The organism is Kribbella sp. VKM Ac-2569 (assembly GCF_004216905.1).
Taxonomy (GTDB): domain Bacteria; phylum Actinomycetota; class Actinomycetes; order Propionibacteriales; family Kribbellaceae; genus Kribbella.
In genome coordinates this window covers 155,333-177,757 of record NZ_SGXJ01000002.1, presented here as the reverse complement: position 1 = coordinate 177,757, position 22,425 = coordinate 155,333, and the positions used below count along the sequence as shown (strand labels likewise).

18 protein-coding genes are annotated in these 22,425 nt (G+C 68.9%); 10 read left to right on the top strand and 8 right to left on the bottom strand.

What is annotated here, in order from left to right:
* The first annotated feature begins 14 nt into the window (after nt 1-14).
* From EV649_RS13780 to EV649_RS13770, 3 genes are all read left to right on the top strand, one after another.
* Nucleotides 15-851, top strand: coding sequence for an aminoglycoside phosphotransferase family protein (locus EV649_RS13780; RefSeq protein WP_130383844.1), 837 nt, complete (start codon nt 15-17; stop codon nt 849-851).
* 110 nt (nt 852-961) lie between these two features.
* Nucleotides 962-1,630, top strand: coding sequence for a DUF4097 family beta strand repeat-containing protein (locus EV649_RS13775; protein WP_130383843.1), 669 nt, complete (start codon nt 962-964; stop codon nt 1,628-1,630).
* Nucleotides 1,631-1,662: 32 nt separating this feature from the next.
* The gene (locus EV649_RS13770) at nt 1,663-2,895 is read left to right on the top strand and encodes a serine hydrolase domain-containing protein (protein WP_130383842.1); all 1,233 of its coding nucleotides are present in this window, start codon (nt 1,663-1,665) and stop codon (nt 2,893-2,895) included.
* A gap of 52 nt (nt 2,896-2,947) precedes the next feature.
* Here the strand turns inward: EV649_RS13770 and EV649_RS13765 are convergent, their stop codons facing one another.
* The 6 genes from EV649_RS13765 to EV649_RS13740 form a co-directional block, all read right to left on the bottom strand.
* On the bottom strand, nt 2,948-3,667 hold the full coding sequence (locus EV649_RS13765; RefSeq protein WP_130383841.1) for an alpha/beta hydrolase: 720 nt from the start codon (nt 3,665-3,667) through the stop codon (nt 2,948-2,950).
* A gap of 125 nt (nt 3,668-3,792) precedes the next feature.
* Complete coding sequence (locus tag EV649_RS13760) at nt 3,793-6,360, bottom strand: BREX system ATP-binding domain-containing protein (RefSeq protein ID WP_130383840.1); 2,568 nt, start codon at nt 6,358-6,360, stop codon at nt 3,793-3,795.
* Between the two features lie 12 nt (nt 6,361-6,372).
* The gene (locus EV649_RS13755) at nt 6,373-7,596 is read right to left on the bottom strand and encodes an ArgE/DapE family deacylase (protein ID WP_130383839.1); all 1,224 of its coding nucleotides are present in this window, start codon (nt 7,594-7,596) and stop codon (nt 6,373-6,375) included.
* A gap of 7 nt (nt 7,597-7,603) precedes the next feature.
* Nucleotides 7,604-8,464 carry an aminoglycoside phosphotransferase family protein gene (locus EV649_RS13750; RefSeq protein ID WP_130383838.1) on the bottom strand — a complete coding sequence of 287 codons (861 nt, stop codon included), beginning with the start codon at nt 8,462-8,464 and terminating at the stop codon, nt 7,604-7,606.
* A complete protein-coding gene (gene aspS / locus EV649_RS13745) occupies nt 8,464-9,753 on the bottom strand; it encodes an aspartate--tRNA(Asn) ligase (RefSeq protein WP_130383837.1) in 1,290 nt (429 codons plus the stop codon). Before aspS ends, EV649_RS13750 begins: the two co-directional genes overlap by 1 nt.
* A gap of 248 nt (nt 9,754-10,001) precedes the next feature.
* Entirely contained in the window at nt 10,002-12,323 is a 2,322-nt protein-coding gene (locus tag EV649_RS13740; protein ID WP_130383836.1) for a sigma-70 family RNA polymerase sigma factor, read from the bottom strand.
* Between the two features lie 272 nt (nt 12,324-12,595).
* Between EV649_RS13740 and EV649_RS13735 the strand changes: the two genes are divergently transcribed.
* The 5 genes from EV649_RS13735 to rsrA all read left to right on the top strand — a co-directional run bounded on the left by EV649_RS13735 (nt 12,596) and on the right by rsrA (nt 16,044).
* Nucleotides 12,596-13,423 (top strand): hypothetical protein, encoded by an 828-nt coding sequence (locus tag EV649_RS13735; protein ID WP_130383835.1) that lies wholly within the window; start codon nt 12,596-12,598, stop codon nt 13,421-13,423.
* 122 nt (nt 13,424-13,545) lie between these two features.
* On the top strand, nt 13,546-14,331 hold the full coding sequence (locus EV649_RS13730) for an SOS response-associated peptidase (protein WP_130383834.1): 786 nt from the start codon (nt 13,546-13,548) through the stop codon (nt 14,329-14,331).
* Between the two features lie 36 nt (nt 14,332-14,367).
* Nucleotides 14,368-15,009, top strand: a complete 642-nt coding sequence (locus tag EV649_RS13725; RefSeq protein ID WP_130383833.1) for an alpha/beta family hydrolase — start codon at nt 14,368-14,370, stop codon at nt 15,007-15,009.
* A 112-nt stretch (nt 15,010-15,121) separates the two neighbouring features.
* The gene (locus EV649_RS13720; protein WP_130383832.1) at nt 15,122-15,769 is read left to right on the top strand and encodes a sigma-70 family RNA polymerase sigma factor; all 648 of its coding nucleotides are present in this window, start codon (nt 15,122-15,124) and stop codon (nt 15,767-15,769) included.
* The gene (rsrA, locus tag EV649_RS13715) at nt 15,766-16,044 is read left to right on the top strand and encodes a mycothiol system anti-sigma-R factor (protein WP_130383831.1); all 279 of its coding nucleotides are present in this window, start codon (nt 15,766-15,768) and stop codon (nt 16,042-16,044) included. Before EV649_RS13720 ends, rsrA begins: the two co-directional genes overlap by 4 nt.
* Before the next feature lie 14 nt (nt 16,045-16,058).
* Here rsrA and EV649_RS13710 read toward each other — a convergent pair whose 3' ends face one another.
* Nucleotides 16,059-18,539 (bottom strand): XRE family transcriptional regulator, encoded by a 2,481-nt coding sequence (locus EV649_RS13710; protein ID WP_206751582.1) that lies wholly within the window; start codon nt 18,537-18,539, stop codon nt 16,059-16,061.
* Between the two features lie 572 nt (nt 18,540-19,111).
* Here EV649_RS13710 and EV649_RS13705 point away from each other — a divergent pair.
* Together EV649_RS13705 and EV649_RS13700 are read left to right on the top strand one after the other, a co-directional pair.
* On the top strand, nt 19,112-20,506 hold the full coding sequence (locus EV649_RS13705; RefSeq protein WP_130383829.1) for an HD-GYP domain-containing protein: 1,395 nt from the start codon (nt 19,112-19,114) through the stop codon (nt 20,504-20,506).
* Nucleotides 20,503-21,786 (top strand): HD domain-containing phosphohydrolase, encoded by a 1,284-nt coding sequence (locus EV649_RS13700; RefSeq protein ID WP_130383828.1) that lies wholly within the window; start codon nt 20,503-20,505, stop codon nt 21,784-21,786. The genes EV649_RS13705 and EV649_RS13700 overlap by 4 nt, the downstream gene beginning before the upstream one ends.
* Here the strand turns inward: EV649_RS13700 and EV649_RS13695 are convergent.
* Nucleotides 21,748-22,413 (bottom strand): DUF5317 domain-containing protein, encoded by a 666-nt coding sequence (locus EV649_RS13695; RefSeq protein WP_241998174.1) that lies wholly within the window; start codon nt 22,411-22,413, stop codon nt 21,748-21,750. The genes EV649_RS13700 and EV649_RS13695 overlap by 39 nt on opposite strands.
* Nucleotides 22,414-22,425 lie beyond the last annotated feature (12 nt).

Sequence of the window (22,425 nt, the reverse complement as noted above, 5' to 3'; positions counted from 1 at the left end):
GCGTCTGACGGTCCATGGACGACGAACTCGTGCGGACCCTGCTGAAAGCGCAGCATCCCGATCTGGCCGATCTTGAGCTGAAGGAGATCATCGGCGGCTGGGGCAACCAGATGTGGCGCCTGGGCGACGACCTGGCCGTCAGAATGCCCCGCGGGAACCAGGGCCCCGAACCCCTCCGCCGAGAACACCGATGGCTGCCCAGCCTCGCCGCCCAGCTCCCGCTGCCCGTCCCGACCCCACTCCACCTCTGTGACCCGTCCGACGCCTTCCCACGGATGTGGATGATCACCACCTGGGTGCACGGAGAGCCCGCGGACCACGCACCGATCACGGATCCGGCCGCTGCCGACGTACTCGCGGACTTCCTGAAGGCGCTGCACACCGAGGCACCGGCCGACGCGCCGGTGAGCGAACGCAGCACTCTCGCGCCGAGCCCCGGCTTCGACCAGGTGCAGGAGTACGTCGGCCGCGCCGCCGAGATCCGTGCGGTGTGGGAGGACGCGCTCGCGGCGCCCAAGTGGGACGGGGCGCCGGTGTGGTTGCACGGCGACCTGCACCCGGCGAACGTGGTCGTTGCCGACGGCACGCTCGCCGGCGTCGTGGACTTCGAGGAGATCGGCTCCGGCGACCCGGCGAACGACCTCGCGGCCGCCTGGATCCTGCTCCCGGAGGCGGAGCGCTTCCTCGACGCCTACGGGGCGGACGAGGCGTCGGTACGACGAGCCCGCGGCTGGGCCTTGACGCGCGCACTGTTCCTGATCGCCATGGGCATCAACGGAGAAAAGGGCATCCCGGGCGGCAAGACCCATTGGGGCCCGATCGGCCACGCGGCGCTCGACAGACTGCTCTGATCGGCCGCGGTGTCAGTAGCCGTGTCAGGGCTGCGGCGGTTCGGTGTCAGCGCGGCCCTGGATCTTGGTGTTTGTCAGCAACACACCAAGCACTCCAGGAAGGCACCACCATGCCGACGTACAACACCCCCGAGCCGATCTCCGCAGTCCTCGACATCCCCGCCGGACGCATTCAGCTCGTCGCCACCGACCGGGCCGACACCGCCGTCGAGGTGCTCCCGGTCGACGCCTCGAAGAGCCGCGACGTGAAGGCCGCCGAGCAGACCACGGTCGAGTACGCCGACGGCGTCCTCCGGATCGCGGTCGTCGCGAAGAACCAGTACTTCGGACCCTCCGGAGCCGTCGCGGTGACGGTGCAGCTGCCGGCCGGTTCAAAGGCCGAGGTGAAGGCGGCCAGCGCCGATCTGCGGGCGACCGGACGCTTCGGCGATGTCGTCATCGAGAGCGCCCAGGGTCCGATCGACCTCGAGGACGTCGCGAGCGCTCGGATCACGACCTCCGCCAGTGACGTGTCCGTCGGCCGCCTCAACGGTCCTGCGGAGATCCGCACCAGCAAGGGCGACATCCGGATCGCCGAGGCCGTGCGCGGCACCGTCGTACTGCGCACCGAGGTCGGCGAGGTGGAGATCGTCGCCGCCGCCGGGGTCTCGGCCACGCTCGACGCCGGCACCTCCACCGGCCGCATCAGCAACGCGCTCAAGAACAGCGAGGGCGCGGGCGCCGAACTCACGATCCGCGCGACCACCGCTGTCGGCGACATCGTCGCCCGTAGTCTCTGACCGCGATCCGTACGAATCGAAGGAGCACCACCATGTCAACGACTCCCTCCGGCTTCACCGAGGCCGGGTTGCGCCGACTGCACGACGTACTGGCCCGGCACGTCGACTCCGGGAAGATCCCCGGCGTCGTCGCCCTGGTCAGCCGCGGCGACGGTGAGCCGTACGCCGAGGCGCTCGGGACGATGCGCCACGAGGGCGGCGCGCCGATGCAACGCGACACGATCTTCCGGATGGCCTCGACGTCCAAGCCGGTCTCGGTGTCGGCGGCGATGGTGTTGCTCGACGACTGCCGGCTGCGGCTGGACGACCCAGTCGAGCCGTGGCTGCCCGAGCTGGCCGGCCGTCAGGTGCTGAAGCGGATCGACAGCCAGGTGGACGACACCGTGCCGGCCAAGCGCCCGATCACCGTCCGGGACGTGCTGACCTCCACGTTCGGGCTCGGCATGGACATGACGATGATCGGTACGCCGATCATGGCCGCCCTGTTCGAGCAGGGCATCACGCCCAACGGGCCGGTGCCGATGCCGGAGCAGGACGAGTGGATGCGGCGCCTCGGCACGCTTCCGCTGATGTACCAGCCGGGCGAGCGCTGGCAGTACCAGATCAGCAGCGACCTGATCGGCGTCCTCGTCTCCCGGGTCACCGGTCAGTCGTACGACGAGTTCCTGCAGGAGCGGATCTTCGGGCCGCTGGGTATGAAGGACACCGGGTTCTGCGTCCCCGCCGACCAGCTGCACCGGCTCCCACCGCTGTACGCGCCGGACCCCGCGACGGGCGAGTTCCAGGTGTGGGACGAGGCCGAGGGCGGCCGGCACAGCGCTCCGCCGGCGTTCCAGGGCGGTGGCGGCGGGCTGAACTCCACCGCCGACGACTACCACGCCTACTTCCGGATGCTGCTGAACCACGGCGTACACCAGGGCCAGCGGATCCTCTCCAAGCCGGCGGTGCAGCTGATGACCAGTAACAGCCTCACGGCCGAGCAGCTGGCGGCCCGGGAGACGCTGGCCAGGGACAACGTGCACATCTCGTTCGGCCAGGGTCAGCAGGGCGGCTGGGGCTACGGGATGGCCGTGCGCACCTACCGGGGCGACTACGCGCCGATCGGTCAGTTCGGCTGGGACGGCGGCGCCGGTACGTCGACGTACGCGGACCCGGTCAACCAGGTCACCGGCATCCTGCTCACCCAGGTCGGCACGACCGTGCCGTCCTCGGTCCACCTCATGAACGACTTCTGGACCACGCTCTACCAGGCCCTCGAGGACTGACAACAACACGTCGGGCCGGACCGCGCGCTGCGGTCCGGCCCGACGCTCCGTTTCAGCGGGCGGCACCTGCCTCGACGGCGGTCGCGATGAAGTCGGCGACGGCCTTCGGCTGCGAGACGGCGACGGCGTGCGAGCCGTCGACCTCGATCGTGGTGGCGTTCGCGCGGGCGGCCATCGTGCGCTGGCCGTCCGGGTGGATCGCCTCGTCGCCGGTGGCGACCAGGTCGTAGACCGGGAGACGCTTCCAGCTCGCCGCACCGGACTTCTCGTCGAACGCGGCCGCGGCGATCGGCCGCTGTGTCCGGCCGAGCTGCTCCGCGTCCTCGACGTCCGCCGCGAACAGCGCGCGGAACTTGGACCGGTCGATGCTAAGCCAGGTCTCCTCACCGCCGTCGCCGGTGGGCAGCGCGTGCGGGACCAGGCCGGACGCGAAGTCGTTGGCCGGGAAGCTGCCGAGCAGGTCCTGCAGGCTCTCGCCCTCCTCCGGCAGGAACGCGGCGACGTAGACGAGTGCGGAGACGTTGTCCGCCTGATTGGCGGCCGCGGTGATGACCGCACCGCCGTACGAGTGTCCGACCAGGACGACCGGGCCGTCGATCTCCCGGACCTGGGCGGCGACTCGGCTGCCGTCGAGCGCGGGGCCGCGCAGCTCGTTGGCGACCGCGATCGCCGGAATCCCGCGGCTGGTGAGCTCGGCGATCACACCGGACCAACTGGCGTTCTCAGCGAACGCGCCGTGCACCAGGACGACGGTGGGGGTCTTGTCAGTCATCTTGCTGTTCCCTTCGTGGTTGCTTGCTAGAAGGAAACCGCTCAGGCCCGCTCCGGCGGATCGAGCGAACACGTGAACCTGTCAGCGCCGTCGGACCCGCTCCGGCCGCCCGCTGCACCCGAATCTCATGTGTTCGGGGGAGCGGCGAACCGTTCCAGCACGAGCCGGGTGAGTTGGACCCGCGAATTCACCCCGAGCTTGCCGAACACGGCCCGCAGGTGGGTCCCGACAGTACTGGCCGACACCACCAGCTCCTCGGCTGCCGACCGGTTCGTGTGCCCCTCGGCGACGAGCAGTGCGACCCGCCGCTCCATCGGCGTGAGCGACTCCCACCCCGCCTGCGCTCGCGGCGGTACGGCGGCCCAGCGACGTCGTCGTATCCCAGCCGCCTGCAGCACCGCTTGGATCCGCCCGGCCGGAGCAGTCGCGCCAAGAGCCGTCAGACTGTCCAGTACTCGCTCCAGAGCCGGTACGCCGGTGTTGCGATCACCTGCCTCCAGAGCAGCCCGCCCGTAGCGCTCCTCGGCCTGTGCGAGCAGCAGCGGCCGCTGCGCCGTACGGACGGTCTCGACCGCGGCAGCCAGCTGCTCGACGTCGTTGCCCGCAGCCACCACAGCGAGCGCGCCACGGCCGGCTGCAGATGGACTGAGACGTGACAGCTCCTCCAGGGCGTCGGCTTGCAGCAGTACGGCGATGCGCTCCGGGAAGTCCTGTGGTGTCGCAGCCAACCGGCTGATCGCTTTGGTGTCGCCGTCCGCGATAGCCAGCAGCGCACCGATCGTCGCATCGCTGCCGGCCAGTTTGCGCGCATGGGTCAGATGGCCGCGGAGCAGGGCGACCAGTGCGAGCACCTGGTCCGCGGCCGTGGCCAGGCCACTCACTTGCAGCTGGTCCATCCACCGGAGACCAGAGTTGGCTGCCTCCTCCGCCTTCTGCAGATTGCCGGCCGCGTACTCGAGTCGCGCGCGCAGAACCGCCAGCTGCGGCCCTGCCCAGGAATCACCGACGGTCATCAGCTCTCGGACGCGCTCGAGCGCATTCGACAGCTCGTCGGCCTCGGCGCGGCAGTACAGCTCGCCGACCTCGACCAGCGTGGTCGGCAGACTCCCCAGACCGTTCTCCGCCCGCCGCGCTCCGGCGTACAGGTCGCGGGCCTCGACATACCTGCCGTCGACTTGTGCACGCTCGGCAGCGGCCACCTGCAGGAGTGCCTGCGCCACCGGGTCATGTACGGAGGACGGAGTCTCTTGACCGGTCAGTGCGCGGTAGCCAGCGAGCCGTTCCGCCAGATGCGGCGACGCGGCTGGGGCGGTGAGCTCCTCCGCGTCCAGACGTTGACTGGCCCACTGGTACGGCGCGAGGTGTAGCCGGATCGTCGCCTGGAGGTCTGGGGTGATCGGTCCGTGGTAGAGCGCCGTACCGCTGAGCAGGTCGTCGGCGAAGGCTCTGGCGCGGTCGTACTGCCACGCGGCCAGCAGGACTCTCACCACGTCCACACCGACCTCAGCGCGGAGCGGATCGTCCACACGGGTCAGGTCGAACGCCTCCTGGATCAGCTCTGCGGCCGTGGTCGACATGGTCGCTAGTAGGTCCCGTGCAGCCTCCCGCAGCGTTGCGACAGCCGTCGCGTCACCAGGCTGTGCGACTGCGAGGACATGAGGTGCAGCAGCGGCCGCACCACGCCCCGCGGACATGAGCTGGTTCGCGATCGCGCCATGCAGTGCTCGCTGAGCCGACGGCGGTACGTCGGCCAACGCCGCGGACCGCAGGAGCTCGTGACGGAAGCGCAGTACGGACCCGGCGTCCGTGAACAGACCGGCCTGGATCGCCTCCTCCAACGGTGCGGCCAGTCTGGCAACCGGTGCGGCCATCAGGGCGGCCACATCTTCGAGGCGGAAGTCGCTGCCGAAGACAGCCGCTGTGCGGACCAGGTCCCGGCTGGCCTCGGACAGCTCACCGGTACGACGACGTACACCCTCGATCAGACCGGCGGACAGGTCACTGTCGCTCAGGTACAGGCCGGCAATGAGCTGCTCGGCCAGGAACGGGATGCCCTGGACACTGGCGAGCTGCACTGCGAGCGAAGGGTCGACCGCGTGGTTCAGACGGTCCGCAGCGAGGTCCTGGATCGCGTCCGCAGTCAGCGGTGCGAGCGGGATGGTGCGGACCGGAACGTCGACGGCCTCGATGAGCTGATCGGTCGTGCCGCCAGGGCTCGGGCGGGTGGCGAGCAGCCAGAGGAGGTTCGCTGCGGGGAGACGGGCGATCACAACCCGCAGCACGAACGCAGTGAGCGGGTCGGACCACTGGGCATCGTCCAGCACGATCAGGGCGCGGACACCGGCGAGACGGCGGCCGATGAGGTCGGCCAGGCGTTCAGCGAGCCACAGCGGCTGAGTGTTGAGGCTGGCCAGCTCCAGGAACTGGTCGGTGCCGATCAGCGGTTCTGCGCCGGCCCGGAGCGCAGGTGCGAGTGACGCGAGCGGACTGATGTTGTCGGTCTGGTGAGCGGCCGCACTCGCGACCAGGAAGCCCTGCCGCTCGGCCTGCTCGACAGCAGCCGCCAGCAGTGCCGATTTACCGATTCCGGGCTCACCGCTGACCACGGCCAGCGAAGCCTGTCCGTTGCTTGCCGCTCGCAGCGCCTCCAGGAGCTTGCCGAGCTCCTCGGAGCGTCCCCGCAGCGGCATCATGGTGGATTTGTATCAACCGCAGCGACGTACAGCCAGCAGGGCATACGTACGCGCGGCATGCAGTACGTCGGCCAGTACGACGTGCTCGTCCGCAGCGTGTGCGTAGCGGACGTCCCCCGGCCCGTACTGCAGCGTGGGGATGCCCGCGGCGGCGTACTGCCGGAGATCGGATCCGTACGGCGCTCCCTTGACTGCCGGCACCGCTCCGCCTGCGTCGGTCGCCGCCTGAACGGTGTCGGCGAGGAGCGGGTCGCCCTCAGGCAGGAGGCCTGAGGCGAACTCGCCGCCCGGCCAGCTGACCTTGACCGGGTGTTCGCGGAGCCAGTCGTCCTTCAGGCTGGCCTCGCTTATGGCGGCCTCGAAGGCGGTCCGCGCGTCGGCGATTGATTCACCGAGACGTACGCCGTACCTGCCCTCTGCGACCAGTTGGTCGGGCACGGTGCTCGCCCAGTCGCCGGCCGTGATGGTGCCGACCGACAGCGGGTTGGCGAGGTCGAGGTGGGCAAGCAGTGGATGCGGGTCCCGGTTGCGCTCGCGTTCGAGCTCTTGCAGCGCGGTCTGGATCACGGTGAACTTCTCGATCGCGCTCACCCCGCGGCTGCGGGTCGAACCGTGAGTGGCAAGGCCCGGCACCTCCAGGCGGAAGGTCAGCGAGCCTGCGTTAGCCGGGATAACCGTGCCTGCGGTCGGTTCCGCGATCAGGCACGCCTCGCCGCGATGACCGCGGCGCAACGTCGCGAACGCGCCGACGCCGCCGTCCTCCTCACCGATCACGGTGTGCACCGCCAGTGGCTTCCGCAGCCGAATGCCCGCGGCAACGATCGCCGCCACCGCGCCGAGGATCGCCGCGACACCGCCCTTCATGTCACACGTCCCGCGGCCCCACATCACCCCGTCCTCGATCCGGGCATCGAACGTGCCACCCGGCACCACATCGACATGCCCGTTGAGAATCAGCCCCGGCGTCGCATCACCACCGAGCACCCCGACACAGCCCCAGGCCTCGTCCCGCTCGACCTCCATCCCTGGAAACTCCGGGTCGTCAGGCGCCAGATCGAGCCGCCAGTGATCCACGGCCAGCCCAAGCGCCTCCAGCCGGGCAGCACACCACGCCTGTACGTCGACCTCGGCCGCGGTCCCGTCCACGCTCGGGATCTGCACTAGCTCCCGCAGCTCCGCAACAATCCGCTCGTCGTCGATCGCCGCCAGAACAGCGCGCTCGGCCTCACTCAGCATGAGCACATCATGCATGCAGCAGCTCGAGCACCCGGCGGCCGCCGTGGTTGACCAGCTCTTGGCCGTACGTCGAACGCTCGTGGACGAACTCCGCCACGCTCGCGAAGGCGGCGGCCGCACACACGGCGACCGCGGCTCGGCCGCTCGCTCGCAGTGCTGCCTCGAGGAACAGCTCGTCGACGCCGTCCGCCGCCCCGTCGCGTGCGGCGGACGCCGTCAGCGAGACCAGGTCGTACGCACGCGAACCGCCGCCGGCGGCCTCGATGTCCACGATCCCGGTGATCTGCCCGTCGGCCACGAGCAGGTTGCCCATGTTCAGATCACCGTGCACGAAGTCGTGCTGCGGCAGGTCCTCACCTCGATACGGTGCGCACAGCTCGCCGTACCGTTCGAGGAGCTCGACGACCTCACCGTCGTACGCCTGCACTCGTTCCCACACGCCGTCCCAGCCGTCGAAGACGACGCCGCTCGACCACGCGGACCAGCTCGCGTCGCGCTCCTCCGGGAGCAGGTCCCGCTGGAGCTCACAGATCTCGATCAGCTGCCGGGCCAGTGCCTCATCCAGCGTCGGCGGGCTGCCGGGGACGAGCTCCTGCAGTTGGTACGGCGAGCCGGCGGCGGTCGTGCCGACGGCGAGCCAGGCCGGTGTGGGATAGCCGACGGCCCGGGCCCGGCGAACGAGCTCGGCCGCCTGCCGGACCCGCGGGGCCCACGCCGGGTTGTCGGTCCATTTGAGGACTCCGTCGCTGGTGCCGTCGGTCAGGACATATGCGGTGGACTGCAGACCACCGGTCAGTTGCCGCACGACGCGGAAATCGGTGCCGAGGGCAACGTTGAGCTCGGCGACAACTGACTCGGTGGTGTCCATCAGGGTGTGAGTCGGTGCAGGTCGCGGGGAAAGAGCGTGACCTCACGGACGTTCTCCGCCCCGGTCAGCCGCGCCACGAACCGCTCCAGCCCGATCGCGAACCCGCCGTGCGGCGGCATCCCGTGCTTGAACGCCTGCAGGTACGAGCTGTACGCCGGAGCGTCCGCCGACTCGCCGCGCGCCGCGAGGGCCGCGACGTAGTCGGAGTACCGGTGCAGCCGCTGACCGCCGGTGACGAGTTCGACCCCGCGGAACAGCAGGTCGAACGAGTTCGACCATCGCGGGTCCGACGGCTGCGGATGGGTGTAGAACGGCCGCTTCACCATCGGGTAGCCCTCGACCGCGACGAAGTCGCTGCCGTGCTCACGCAGCGCCCACTCGCCGATCGCGCGCTCGTCCGCGGGCGCGAGGTCCGGCTCCTCCGGGTCCGCCCCGGCGATCTTCAGCGCCTCGCTGAAGTGCAGCACGGGTACGTCGACCGGGATCTCCGGCGCCGTCACCCCGAGCCGCTCCAACGCGCCGCCCGCTCGCGTCCCCACCGCCGACAACATCTCCGCGATCACGGAACGCAGTACGGCGAGAACGTCGCGGTGGTCGGTGATGAACCCGAACTCCGCGTCCAGCGACACGTACTCGGCCAGATGCCGGACCGTGTCGTGCGGCTCGGCCCGGAACACCGGACCGACCTCGAAGACCCGCTCGAACACGCCGACCATCGTCTGCTTGTAGAACTGCGGCGACTGCGCCAGGTACGCCGGGCCGCCGAAGTAGTCCAGCGCGAACACGTTCGCTCCGGACTCGGTCGCCGTACCGACGATCTTCGGTGTCTGGATCTCCGTGAAGCCCTGACCGTCCAACGCGGACCGGAACCCGTGCAGCGCGGCCGCGGCGATCTCCCACCCGGCCCGCACCGCCGGATGCCGCAGCGCGACCGGTGCGTTGTCGAGTACGACGGGCAGCCCGGCGCCGACCGTGGGACGCCACAGCTCGATCGGCGGCGTCGCGGCCGGCTCGGTCAGCGGCTCGATCACCGGGTCGACGATCTCGGCGCCACCGGGAGCCTGCGGGTTGGCGGCGACCGTACCGGTCACCTGGACCACGGTCTCCTCACCGAGTTCGTCCAGCTGTGCTTGCGTTTCCGGCGCCTTCACGACGATCTGGCTGAGGCCGGACCGGTCGCGCAGGATCAGGAAACTGACGGCGGCGAGCCGTCGTCTTCGGTGCACCCAGCCGGCCACCGTGACGGTCTGGCCTACTGCTGAGGGGATCTCATGGCTGAGAATTCGCATGCTGTTTTCACCTCCAGGTTGTTCTCGAACCCCGGAGGTGTGGGCGAAGGGGAATCTCGCGGTGCCACCACACCTTCACCGAGCCACAACGGCCCGGCCTCTTGCACAACAGTCGCTCAGGAGTGTCTTCACGACCGCTCCACGCATCGCCTTCCCAGCTACCGGCGACTCTCTCTGACGTGGCGTACGGCGTTACTCGGTTCCCTCAACGCGAACACCACCAGGATAGGCGACCCGGCAACTCGATTTCACCGCCGGTACGTCGACGGCGGGATCTGGGCGGTGTCGGTGTCTTCGCGGCCGCCTACCCGCGCGTGGACGGTGATGGCGTTGCTGGAGCTGTTGCCGGGCAGCCAGGCGTTCCACTCGGAGTTCAGCGGCTTCTTGTAGTTCTTCGTCGTACAGGTCGCGCGGCGGATGTCGCTGGCCCGCTCGCAGGTCCAGCCCACGTCGAACGACGGCAGGAAGATCAGGTTGCGTCCCCACGAGATGTCGAGAGTCACCGTCCGGCCCTGTGCGCCGTTGACCTTCAGGAACCGGTTGTAGACGAACGGGTTCGGGTCGGTGTGCGGCGTCGGCGTGAGGATCTGCAGCAACGACTCGTCCTGCTGGAGCGCAGGCAGCACATCGGAGTCGGTGTCGCTGACCAGGTCCGCGGTCGCCGCCACGGTGAACGTCCGCGCCGCATCCGACGACTTGTCCGGTACGTCGAAGTCCGCCGCCAGCGGAGCGGGCTTGTCCGGGTTGGTCGCCGTACACGTCTTGGTCGATCGGGTGCACTTCCAGCCGGCCGGGCTCGCTGCGATCGGCCACTCGAGCGCCTCGCCGTACATGAGCTTCAGCGTGACGCTCTTGCGGTTGGTGCGCGGGGCAACGGTCAGGATCCGGTGGTGGACGTCCGGGTCGGCCTTACCGTCGAGGATCTTCAGCAGGTTCTCGTCGGTGGTCGGCTTCGCGTTCACGGTCGCCGAGTCGTCGTCGTACAGCCGGCCGGTCTTCGCCGAGACGGTGAAGGTGCGATCGGCGGTCGAGCCGCCGGTCGGGGAGTCGAACGTGACCGCCAGCGGTTTCGGGTTCGCGGGGTCGCTCGCCGTACACGAGCCGGACGCCTGGGTGCAGGTCCAGCCCGCCGGGTTGGACTTCAGCGGCCAGTCGAGCTCGGCGCCGTACTTGAGCCCGATCACCACCGGATTCGCGTTCCCGGCCGGCGTCTTGATCGTGATCACGAACCGCACGCCGGCGGTGCCGGCCGAGGCCTGCGCCGACCGGGGCTGCGGCGCCGGGGTCTCGTCGAGGACCGCGCTGCCGCCGCCCTGCGGGATGCTGATCGTCACCAGGCCCTCGTCGAGCACCGGAGTGGTCGGGGTCGGCTTCGGCGGCGTCGGCGTAGTCGGAGGCGGCGTCGGGACCGTCGGCGTCGGCGTGACACTGGGCTGCGTCGGCGCGGTGGTCGGCTCGGTCGTGGTCGGGGCCGTCGTCGGTGCGCTCGTCGGAGCCTGCGTCGGGTTGGATGCCGGAGGCTTGGCCGACGGCGGTTTCACCGGAGGCTTGACCGGCGGCACGGTCGGCTTCTGCGCGGGCGGCTGGGTCGGCTGTTGCGTCGGCTGCGGCTGGTTGATCGCGGCCGGGGGAGTGTCGTTGCCGGTCAGCGCCAGCGCGGCGAGTACGGCGGCGACCGCGACCACGACGACCGTGCCGGCGCCGACCGCGGACCGCGTGCTGTTCTCGGTGACCTTCTTCCAGCCGGTGACGAAGAAGCCGACCAGGCCGACCTTGGCGCCCGAAGCGGCGGCCAGGTAGCCGATGCCCGCGGTGCCCAGCAGGGCCGGGGCGAGCAGCGCCGGCAGCGCGCTGTTGACCTCGACGAGCTCGAGGTAGACCGCGGTGCACTTCGCGCAGTCGTCCATGTGCTCGCGGACGTTCCGGTTCTCGCGCTTGGTCAGGCCGCCGCGGACGTAGGCGCCGAGGCGCTCGGTCGTCCAGCGGCAACGGTCCCCGGCGACGTCGGCCAGGTGCTGCTGCAAGTACGCCTGGCGCAGGCCCTCGCGGGCCCGGTAGGCGAGCGCGGACACGCCGTTCGCGGTCAGACCGAGAAGGGGAGCGATCGCGGCCGGCTTCTCACCCTCGACCTCGGTGTGCCAGAGCACCGCCTGCCAGCGTTCCGGCAGGCTGGCGAACGCCTTCGCCGCCGCGCCGCTCTCGAAGCCGGTGACGGTCGGGTCGTCGAAGGTCTCCGGTTCCCGCTCGTACGACGCGATGTCGTCGGTGGTCTGCACCTTCTTCCCGGAGCGGATCCGGTCGACGTGCACCCGCCGTACGGTCGTCAGCAGATAGGCGCGGAAAGAGACGTCGGGACCGCCGCCCGCCCGGAGTGCATCCAGGACCTTCGCGAACGCGTCGCTGGCGAGGTCGTCGGCGTCGTTGGCCGGGACCAGTTGGCGGGCCATCCGCTCGGCGGCGTGGTGGTGGCGCGCGTACAGCTCGCCGTACGCCTCCAGGTCGCCGTTGCGAACGCGCGCGATCAACTCGGCGTCGCTCAGCGGATCGGGCTGGCCGTCCGGCGTCTCCATCCATCTCCCCCGTGGGCTCTGGCAACTCTGTGTGCAGCTTTGTGACTAACCGTCACGTGCTGCCGGGAACAAGGCTCCCAGATAGGACGGTCGAGCGCACCTTTCCTGACGCGGAACTGTGCTCCTTTCCTTACGAGAACGCCAGCCCCGAAGTTACGGCCGAAAAAAGTTCTGCGAATCCGCGTCATGAACTCACGATCCGCCTGTCTCTTCGGCGTACGACGCTTCCGGCCGACCGGTCGGGAGACTGACGGGGCTATTCGAGGAGGGCCATGTCGCTGTTCGCGGACATCCGCAGACGGTTCGACCTGCGTCCGGCCAAGTCCCTGAACCTGGCGGGGTCGCCCGCCCGGACCCGGCCGGAAGTGTCGTCCCCTCCCCAGGATCCAACAGAGCAACCGCGCGGCCGGAGGGAGCCGCACGGCACAGCTGGTACCGACCACAGCGCCTATCTCGCGATTGCCGAGGCGCTACGCGACGGTGCCGATGTCGTGCCTGCATCGGACGAGACCGGACGCCGCCTGGCGGCCGACGGAATCTCGCTGGTGGAGGCACTTGATGGGCTGAGTGCGCTGTACCGCTCGATCGCCGGGGGCGAGCCGGCTTTCGCCGCGGTACGCGCACTCAGTTCCAGCTGGGCCGAGGCGTCCCTGGTCTACCTGCACTCGCTGTCCTGCGAGGACCCGCTGACCGGGCTGTCCAGCCTGGCGCACCTGCGGTCCCGGCTCGGCGAGCTCTACCGAGAGGCGGAACTCCGTGGAACTTCCGTACCGCAAACCCACGCACTGGTGGTTGTCGAGCCGCTCCATCCCCCGGGTACGTCGCCGTTCGACCGCGAGCTCACCCTCGTCGACGTCGCGGAGTGCCTGCGGATCGTCTTCTGCGGCGGTGACGTACTGGGCCGCGTCGGCTCACGCCGCGCGGCGGCGCTCGTCGGCCGCGAGCCGAACCTGCCGGAGCAGGTCGCGACGGTACGAGCCCTGATCACCCAGTGGCGGCTGGACACCGACGTACCCCAGCTGGCCCGGATCTGGATCGAGGGACTGCCCGGTAGCGACGAGATGGCCGGGAGGTTGCTCGACGAGCTGGCCAGAACCTGAGACCTGCGTCCGGACGCCAACAGGGGGGCGCCCGGGCGCACCAGGCCGACGGTGGATCGCCTAACACGGGGTGGGCGATCCGCCGTCGCTGGTTTGTCCCTGCTCGTGTCTAGGCTGTTGTCATGTGCGGTAGATATGCGTCCAGCCGGGCTCCGTCGGATCTTGTCGAGGAGTTCGAGATCGAGGTCGGCAATGTTCGTGAGTCGGTCGAGGAGCTCGGCGAGAACTACAACGTCGCGCCGACCAACCAGGTGGTCGCGGTGGTCGAGCGGAAGAACCGCGAGCAGCCCGACGAGAAGATTCGCAAGCTGACCACGGTCAAGTGGGGCCTGGTGCCGTCCTGGGCCAAGGACACGTCGATCGGCTCGCGGCTGATCAACGCCCGGATGGAGACGGTGGCGGAGAAGCCTGCCTTCAAGAAGGCGTTCGCCACCCGCCGCTGCATCTTGCCCGCCGACGGGTACTACGAGTGGTACACCGCCGAGGAGAAGGTCAACGGCAAGCCGGTCAAGCAGCCGTACTTCATCCACCCGCCGGACGGCAGCATCCTGTCGATGGCCGGGCTGTACGAGATCTGGCGGGACAAGTCGGTCGAGGACCCGGACAAGGACGAGGCCTGGCTCTGGACCTGCACCGTGCTGACCACGTCGGCCACCGACGACCTCGGCCGCATCCACGACCGGATGCCGCTCCTGGTCGAGCGCGAGCGGTACGACGCCTGGCTCGACCCACTGTCCTCGAACACCGACGACCTGCTCGAGCTCCTCGTCCCCGCCGCACCGGGCCGCCTCGAGGCGTACGCCGTGTCGAAGGCGGTCAGCTCCGTGAAGAACAACGGCCCGCATCTGCTCGATCCGCTGCCGGCCGACGGCGAGGACCCGCAGGACAGCCCGACCACTCTCTTCTGAGTTTCGTGCCCGCTCTTCACCGGTCGTGATGACAGGATGGGCCGGGTGACCGACGAACGGATTGTGGGGACGCCGCACGGAGAGGCCCGGATCGTGGCGCACCGCGCCCGACGCCCGGTGGCGACGCTGGCCCTGGGGCATGGCGCCGGGGCCGGGATCGAGTCGGGTGACCTGGCCGCACTGGCCGCCCGGCTGCCGAAGCAGGACATCAACGTGTTCCTGATCGAGCAGCCCTGGCGGCGCGCCGGCCGCAAGCTGGCGCCCGCGCCGAAGGTGCTGGACGAGGCGTGGATCGCGATCGTCGGGCAGCTCCGGGTCCGTACGCCGCTGGTGATCGGCGGCCGTAGCGCGGGCGCGCGGGTGGCCTGCCGCACTGCGAGCAGTCTGGGTGCTTCCGGCGTACTGGCGATGGCTTTTCCGCTGCATGCGCCCGGGAAACCGGAGAAATCGCGCGTCGGCGAGCTGCAGGCGGCCGGCCTGCCGACGCTGGTCGTCCAGGGGGAGCGGGATCCGTTCGGTACGCCGGAGGAGTTCCCGCCGCTCACCGAGATGGCCGTGGTGCCGGACGCCGACCATTCCTTCAAGGTGCCGAAGCGGGCCGAGCTGGATCAGCAGGAGACGTACGACCTGCTGGTCGAAGCCGTGTTCGAATGGGTGAGCCGCGAGGTGTCCGGATAGCGGTACGGACTGGGGGAATGCCCCCGCGGCCGTGCGTGTTGTGACGAACATGATGGCGACGAGAGTGGCTCCGGAGCGAACTGCTGGGAAGACCCCGGTATTCTCGATCCCGATGCCGACTCCCACCACGACTGAGACACCCGAGCAGCGCACCGCGCGGTTCGAGCGCGAAGCGCTGCCCTTCCTGGACCAGATGTACGCCGCGGCGATGCGGATGACCCGTAATCCGTCGGACGCCGAGGACCTGGTGCAGGACACCTTTGCGAAGGCGTACAGCTCGTTCCACCAGTTCACGCCGGGCACCAACCTGAAGGCCTGGCTGTACCGGATCCTGACGAACACGTTCATCAACGGATACCGGAAACGGCAGCGTCAGCCGACGCAGTCGCCGACCGAGGAGATCGAGGACTGGCAGCTCACCGCCGCCGAGTCGCACACTCCCGGTGGGCTGAAGTCGGCCGAGGCGGTCGCCCTCGAGCACCTGCCCGACTCCGACATCAAGTCGGCGCTGCAGGCCATCCCGGAGGACTTCCGGCTGGCCGTGTACCTGGCCGATGTCGAGGGCTTTGCCTACAAGGAAATCGCCGAGATCATGGGCACACCGGTCGGCACCGTGATGTCACGGCTGCACCGCGGCCGGCGCCAGCTGCGTGAGCTGCTCGGCGATTATGCCCGGGATCGCGGCCTGATCCCGGCGGACGACAGCACGGACGCGGCCGCGTCGAGCACCGACGAAGCTGCGGAGAAGGAGGAGTCGTGAGCTGCGGCGAGCACCACGACGTCGACTGCGGAGAGATCCTCCAGCGGGTTTACGTCTTCATCGACAACGAGCTCGCGGACGCCAGTTCCGACGAGATCCGCCAGCACCTCGAAGAGTGCGCGCCCTGCCTCGACGAGTACGACCTGGAACGCTGCGTCAAGAAACTGGTCCACCGCTCCTGCGGCTCCGACCACGCCCCCGACGCCCTCCGCCAGAAAATCCTCCTCCGCCTGACCCAAATCCAAATCGATTCCACCATCACCACCACGGATTGACCGACTCCAGCCGGCTACATGATGTGCGAGTAGTCGGAACTGTAGGTGAACGGCTGACGGCGCCGGGCGAGTTCGAGTAATTCCTTCGCTGCGGTCTCGAAATGCGGCGAGATGTCGCGCAGGATGTCGATCGCTGTCTCGAGATGCTGCGTGGCCATCGCAAAGTCGCCGGCCGCGGCGCTGATCTTGCCGAGCTCGAGGGTGAAATACCCGACGCGCAGGCGGTTACCGAAGGGGCGGATAAGACCAATCGCTTCTTCGACGGTGTCACGAGCCTTCGAGTACTCGCCGCGTCCCGCGAAAACCGCGGCCAGGCGCTGAAATGCCTGTGCCTGGATCTCCTTGTTCTGTGCGCGCCGTGCCGCGTCGAGGCTCCGCAACCACGCTTCGACGGCATCGTCCACCCGTCCCACCAGGCCGTGCGAGATGCCGGCGTTGAGGTACCGCTTGGCGATCGACCGCAGGTCGCCGGACGCCTCGGCCAAGGCGATGCCCTGACGGAACGCGTCGTCGGCAAGCGCATAGTCTCCGTTGCGGTCGTAGAGACCGCCGAGCGCGAGGTGCGCAACACCTTCTACGGTGGTGTCTCCGAGCTGCCGGCTGAGCGTCAGGCCTTCGCTGGCCAACTCGATCGCTTCCGTGACCCGGTCGAGTCTGCCGAGGACGTGAGCAGCCGACGTACAGCAACGAGCCTGACCGTGGCGATCCGACAGCGCACGGAACATGTCCAGGGCCCGGAGCAGATGCTCCGCGGCCACTTCGAGGCTGCCGTTCTCGACCTCGGGAATCGCGTTGTCGTGCTCGAGCCATGCAGCCATCGAGTGCAGCCCGGAATTCTTCGCGATCGGGAGCGCGGCTCGGCCCATCTCGGCCATTTCCACCCAGCGGGCCCGCGACTCGTGATAGCCGAAGAACGCCAGGGCGAGCTCGGGAATGATCGGTGCGGTGGCCAGTGCGGAGGCCATCGCCTGGTGGTAGCGATCCATCAAATTTCGTTGCTCCGCGTCGAGCCAGTCGGTGGCCGCCTCGGGGTTCGTTGTTGCGGGCAACGGCGAGAAGGTCGTGGCAGCGATGGCGATCCGGGGGCTGGACGGATGGCTCCTGCTCTGGACTGCCCAGCCGAAATCGGCGTAGAAACGCAGGACGCGTTCGAGGACGGCGTCGCGTTGGTCCTGATCGAGAGTGTCGTCGCTGCGTTCGCGGGCGAACGCGCGGATGAGATCGTGGAAGCGGTAGCGTTCCGGCGCTACTGCCTCCATCAGGTTCAGGTCGACGAGGCGGTCGAGGATCGCCTCGGTCCGGTGGGCGGGGAGCTCCAGGATGCTTGCGGCGACGGCTACGACCAGGTCGGAGCCGTCCGGGATGCTGAGCAAGGGAAGGGATCGAGCCGCTTCGCGATCGAGCGGACGGTCGCTGTGCTCGAGAAAGTCCACTGAGCTGGCGATGCTGGCGCGGACCCCGGTCGCGTCCGAGCCGAAACTGTCCAGTCGGCGCTCCTCGTCCTCGAGGAGCGTGACGAGGTGCTGGATGGGCCAGTTCGGCCTGGCCGTCAGCCGGCCACCGATCAGGCGGACGGCGAGCGGCAGGCGACCTGAGATGCTCGCCAGGCTCTTCGCCGCCTGCGGCTCGGCCGCAACCCGTGCCTCGCCGACGACTCCGGACAGGAGCTCGACGGACTCCGACTCCGAGAGGGCGTCGAGATGGATCTGCCGGGCGCCCGGCAAGGTCGTCAACGATCCGCGGCTGGTGATGATCACGGCCGACCCGGAACTCCCAGGCAGCAGCGGCAGCACATGCGAGGCGTCGGCGGCGTTGTCCAGCAGCACGAGCATCCGGCGGCCCGCGAGCCGGGACCGTAGCAGGCCGGCGGCCTCCTCCACGTCGGCGGGAACGCGTTGCGGGTCCGCTCCCAGGGAACGCAGGAGTTGTCGCTGAGCGTCCGCGACGGACATCGGATCGCCTGGTCCGTAGCCACGCAGATTGAGGTAGAGGTGGCCGTCCGGGTAGCTATCGGTCAGCTTGTGCGCGGCGTGCACGGCAAGGGTCGTCTTACCGATGCCGCCCATCCCGGTGACTGCGACCAGGCCGACAGGTCCGGTCCCGTGGGAGTTCCGCAGCACGGACAGGATGGCGTCGAGCTGGGCGGCCCGGCCGGTGAAGTCCCGTGCCGCCGGAGGTAGTTGCCATGGCACCAGAGATGCGTCGGCGGTCGCAGACGGCTCGGGCCTCCTCGGTGCACCGGACTGCTTGCCCTTGCCGCGGGCAACGGAGAGGAACTGGTCGGCCTCGGTGGGTGTGAGGGCGAGGGCCGCGGTGAGCGAGCGGACGGTGTCGATGCGTGGGCGGCTGCGGGTGCCGCGTTCCAGGACGCTGATGGCTTGTTCGCTGAGGCCGGCCTTCTCGGCGAGAGCGGCCTGGGTGAGGCCGGTGCGGATGCGGAAGGTGCGGAGGAGCTCGCTCAGCGTTGGCATCGCCGACTCGCTCAACTCGCTCACCTTCCTCGGATCCAGGCCCGATATCGGTCAGTACCGGAAACTTCCGGGCCCAACTCTAGGGGGATCCGCCGACGGCCGTCGGCCGTTGTCCACAGCATCGGTCCGGAGAAGGTCACCGAATGTCAAACGTCTGTTTGAAAGATAGCATTCAGTATGCGATTGGAGACTCTCCGAATACAGAACCTCTGCTAAAGGTGGTCTGCCGTAAAGCTGTGACCAAATTGCAAGGACCCCGGATTTCTCCGAGGTCCTCGCTGTCTGTAGCCGCCGACGTTCAGGCGTTCGGGCGCTTGCCGTGGTTTGCGCCCTTCTTCTTGCGTGCGCGGCGCTTCCGGCCGGTCTTTCCCATTCCAAAGCCTCCTTGAAACAACTGCAAAGAGTCACAGTCTCTCATACCGCGCCAGGTTCCTCACTTCCTCTGGCGGGTCACGGTTGGGCTTACAGTGTTTCGGCGCAGGCCTGATGAGCAAAATTCAGAGGAGTCAGCGAAGAGCTGTCTGCCCCCCTACGTCTGGCGATCGCCAGGCGTAAGACTGCGACCGCTGATCGGAGGTGACATAGCATGTTCGGCGATGACTGGAACTGGTGACCGACCACGAAGGCACCTGACGCCGGCCTTCCGCCGCGCGGGGCTACGTCTGTTCGTCTCGGTCGTTGCCACCGCCGCGCTGGGCGTCTGCGTCGTGGTCGCTTTCACTCTGTCGGATTACCTCACGGTGTTCGGCCTCTGTTTCTTGGTTCTGTTCGGTAGTGCGTTGCGCTCGTCGCACGGCCCGGCACAAGGCGCCTCCCTGGGATCGATCGTGCTGATGGCGGTCTACGTCATCGCCGGACCCGCGGCCGCCGTCGTGGTGGCGGGTGTGGGTTCGCTCGTGCAAGCCAGACGAGTTCCGCTGATGAAACGTGCCTTCAACAGCGGGCAACGCATTCTCTCCGCGGCCGGCGGCGCACTTGCGTTCGTTGCCGTCGACGGCCCGGTCGGTGAGTCGGCCCTGCACGACGTACCGAGAGCGATCCTCGCGGTGACATTGACCGGGATCGCGTACCAGCTCGTGAATGCCGTTCTGCTGTCGGGCGTCCTCTGGCTCGAGCGTGGCAGCACGGTGGTGCGCGCGTTTCTCCGGGAAGTCGTCGTGGCCACAGCTCTGCCGATGCTGGGCTATGACTACCTGGGCTTGGTCATGGCGTTCATGTGGTTGGGTGGCTTGGGGCTGATTGCCGGCATCCTCACCCTGGTACCCCTGGTTGTCGCTCGATGGGCGCTGTCGCAGGATGCGGCGGAGCGCGCCGCGCAGGCGGCGACGATGCGGGCGTTCATCCAGGTGATCGAGACGAAGGATCTCTACACCCGGGGTCACTCCGAGCGGGTGAGTGAAGGCGTCGGGATGCTGGGACGACAGCTGCATCTGCCGGCCGATCGGCAGCAGGCTCTGGAGCACGCCGGGTTGCTTCACGACGTCGGCAAGGTCGGCGTACCGACCAGCATTATCCGCAAACCCGGCCGCCTGGACGACTCCGAGATGGACGCGATCCGGTTGCACCCGGCCCGCGGGGTCGAGCTGATCGGGAACATCCCGTTTCTGGAAGAGGTCAAGTCCGCGGTCCTGCATCATCACGAGAAGTACGACGGAACCGGGTACCCGGCGGGCCTCAGCGGGACCAACATCCCGTACTTCGCCCGCATCATCGGGATCGTCGACGCGTTCGACTCACTGACCTCGACGCGGTCCTATCGACCGGCCCGCACAACCGAGGAGACCGTGGCGATCCTGCTGCAGGATCGCTATACCCACTTCGACCCGGAGCTGGTCGACGCCTTCGTCGAGGTGATCGGACGGGAAGGCTGGAAGCCTGCCGCCGCCGAGCAACCGGCGCCCAATGCTGACCTTCGGACGCCGATCGACCACGACGACCTGAGCCTCGGCAGCGGTGGCGGTGCCACCGGTTCTGCTGCTGGACCGGCATGAGCATTTCCCGCGAGACGGAAGGAGCCCAGCTGCGCAGCTCGGGCAGCGGCGTGGTGATCCTGATCGCCGGTGTCGTCCTCGGCGTCGCGGCAGTCGTCCTGACAGCCAGGCGTGGCGTTACGGGATGGCCGTTCGCGCTCACCTTCGGAGTATTGATCGCAGTCGGCGAGATGGTTCAGTTCCGGGTCGATCGGACGCGTAACCGAGCTCCGATCGCCACGAGTGCCGCCTTGGGCTACTGCCTTCTGTGCGGACCTCAGGTCGCAGTACCCCCGGATATCGCGCAGGCGGTTGCCGTTGCTGCTGTCGCAACTGCGATCGGCGTACTGCCGCGGATTCTGGCGGGACTGTGGTGGGACGCAGTGGTCTCGTGCCGGCGGTTGTTGTCGGTGGGCGCAGCCGCCGTGGTCTTCGCTGCGATCGCGCCGGACCACCTGTCCTGGAACGGCTCCGCATCGCATGCGGTGCCGTTGGGCGGTGCGATGCTGCTCGCGGTTTCCTCCGCCGCAGCGCTGGACGCGATCGTCGGGGCCGGCCAGACGACCGAGCACTACAACAAACCGTTCCCGGCAGCGTTGCGGGACGAACTGGGGGTGACCGCTCGGATCGGGATGGCGATGGCGATCAGCGGCATGCTGCTCGCGGCCGGGACCTCGATCGCCGGCCTCTGGGCCCCGCCGCTGGTCCTCGTGCCGTTGTTGCTGACGCAGTTTGCGTTTCGGCGGTATTCGTCGGCGCAGCGGACCTATCGGGCGACGGTGCGGTCGATGGCTCGGAGTACGGAGATTGCCGGGTTCAGTAGTCCGGGGCAGAATGCGCGGACGGCGGCGTTGGCGGTGGCTATCGGCAACGATCTGGGGTTGACGCCGGCGCGGATGGAGGCGTTGGAGTACGCCGCTCTGTTGTCGGGCGTCGGCCAGTTGGCGTTGGCGGATCCCAGTCCTGGTGGGGCGTCGCTGCTCCGGACGCGGGAGGAGCGGCAGCGGGCGGCGGAGATCGGGGCGGCGGTGATCGAGCGGTCCGGCGTACTGGACCACGTCGCGGAGATCGTCCGGCACTCCAACGATCCGTACCGGCACGGGCGGGCGAACAACTCGGCCATCCCGGTGGAGAGCGGGATCGTGAACGTTGCCCTGGCCTACGAACAGCTCGTCGGCGAGGGGTCGGGACAGTCGCCGGACAAGGCGATGGAGTCGATCGGGCTGGGCATCGGCGCGGAGTACGACCCGGTCGTGGTCGAGTCACTCCGCCGGATCGTCGGCCGCGGCTTCCGGTTCTGAAAGCACAGTCGGTTCTGAGAGTTCCTTACTCGCTTTCGGGGACAGGTGGAGCAGGGCCGGAGTACCGGCGCACGGCTCCAGTTCGCCCCACACCGGTGCGGTCGTGGCCGGCACGTGCCCCGAGCCGCCCATCAAGGCGTACAGCAGCAGACCGGCGCCGGCGGCAATCAGTACGTCGCCTGGACTGATCGCCTGTCCCAGACCGGGAAGCGCGACCGGTACGACGTCACCGAGCCAGGGCAGCCGCGTCCCGGAGCCGGAGATCTCGTGCCGCGGATCGGTCACGACCGCGCCGCTCACCCCGGCCCGCGCCAAGGCGTTCAGCGACACCGGCATGGCGCCGTTCAACGCGACGACGACGGCGTTGCTGAAGAATCCCAGCGCCAGCAGGCCGACGCCCGGATGCCGCAGGTTCATCCGCAGGAAGACCGCGATGCAGACCGCCGACCCGATCAGTCCGACCGGGTACGCCGTACCGCCGAAGAGGGACCCGAGGAGCTGCCCGATCGCCGCTGCGGCCAGCCAGTGCACGCCGGTCAATGTGTTGCCGGCCAACCGGCCGAACCGTCCGCCGGTCGCGACCGCCGCCCCGGCAGCGAGCACCATGACGAGGAGGACCAGCAGCACGTGTGCGATTCT

What these genes read in the sequence shown, in the direction of transcription:
- EV649_RS13760 (WP_130383840.1), bottom strand. Translation starts at nt 6,360, where the DNA reads ATGATGCCGCTGCGGGGACGCTCCGAGGAGCTCGGCAAGCTCCTGGAG.
- EV649_RS13775 (WP_130383843.1), top strand. Translation starts at nt 962, where the DNA reads ATGCCGACGTACAACACCCCCGAGCCGATCTCCGCAGTCCTCGACATC.
- EV649_RS13770 (WP_130383842.1), top strand. Translation starts at nt 1,663, where the DNA reads ATGTCAACGACTCCCTCCGGCTTCACCGAGGCCGGGTTGCGCCGACTG.
- EV649_RS13780 (WP_130383844.1), top strand. Translation starts at nt 15, where the DNA reads ATGGACGACGAACTCGTGCGGACCCTGCTGAAAGCGCAGCATCCCGAT.
- EV649_RS13730 (WP_130383834.1), top strand. Translation starts at nt 13,546, where the DNA reads ATGTGCGGTAGATATGCGTCCAGCCGGGCTCCGTCGGATCTTGTCGAG.
- EV649_RS13765 (WP_130383841.1), bottom strand. Translation starts at nt 3,667, where the DNA reads ATGACTGACAAGACCCCCACCGTCGTCCTGGTGCACGGCGCGTTCGCT.
- EV649_RS13750 (WP_130383838.1), bottom strand. Translation starts at nt 8,464, where the DNA reads ATGGACACCACCGAGTCAGTTGTCGCCGAGCTCAACGTTGCCCTCGGC.
- EV649_RS13755 (WP_130383839.1), bottom strand. Translation starts at nt 7,596, where the DNA reads ATGCTGAGTGAGGCCGAGCGCGCTGTTCTGGCGGCGATCGACGACGAG.
- EV649_RS13700 (WP_130383828.1), top strand. Translation starts at nt 20,503, where the DNA reads ATGAGCATTTCCCGCGAGACGGAAGGAGCCCAGCTGCGCAGCTCGGGC.
- EV649_RS13740 (WP_130383836.1), bottom strand. Translation starts at nt 12,323, where the DNA reads ATGGAGACGCCGGACGGCCAGCCCGATCCGCTGAGCGACGCCGAGTTG.
- EV649_RS13735 (WP_130383835.1), top strand. Translation starts at nt 12,596, where the DNA reads ATGTCGCTGTTCGCGGACATCCGCAGACGGTTCGACCTGCGTCCGGCC.
- EV649_RS13720 (WP_130383832.1), top strand. Translation starts at nt 15,122, where the DNA reads ATGCCGACTCCCACCACGACTGAGACACCCGAGCAGCGCACCGCGCGG.
- EV649_RS13705 (WP_130383829.1), top strand. Translation starts at nt 19,112, where the DNA reads ATGACTGGAACTGGTGACCGACCACGAAGGCACCTGACGCCGGCCTTC.
- EV649_RS13725 (WP_130383833.1), top strand. Translation starts at nt 14,368, where the DNA reads ATGGGCCGGGTGACCGACGAACGGATTGTGGGGACGCCGCACGGAGAG.
- aspS (WP_130383837.1), bottom strand. Translation starts at nt 9,753, where the DNA reads ATGCGAATTCTCAGCCATGAGATCCCCTCAGCAGTAGGCCAGACCGTC.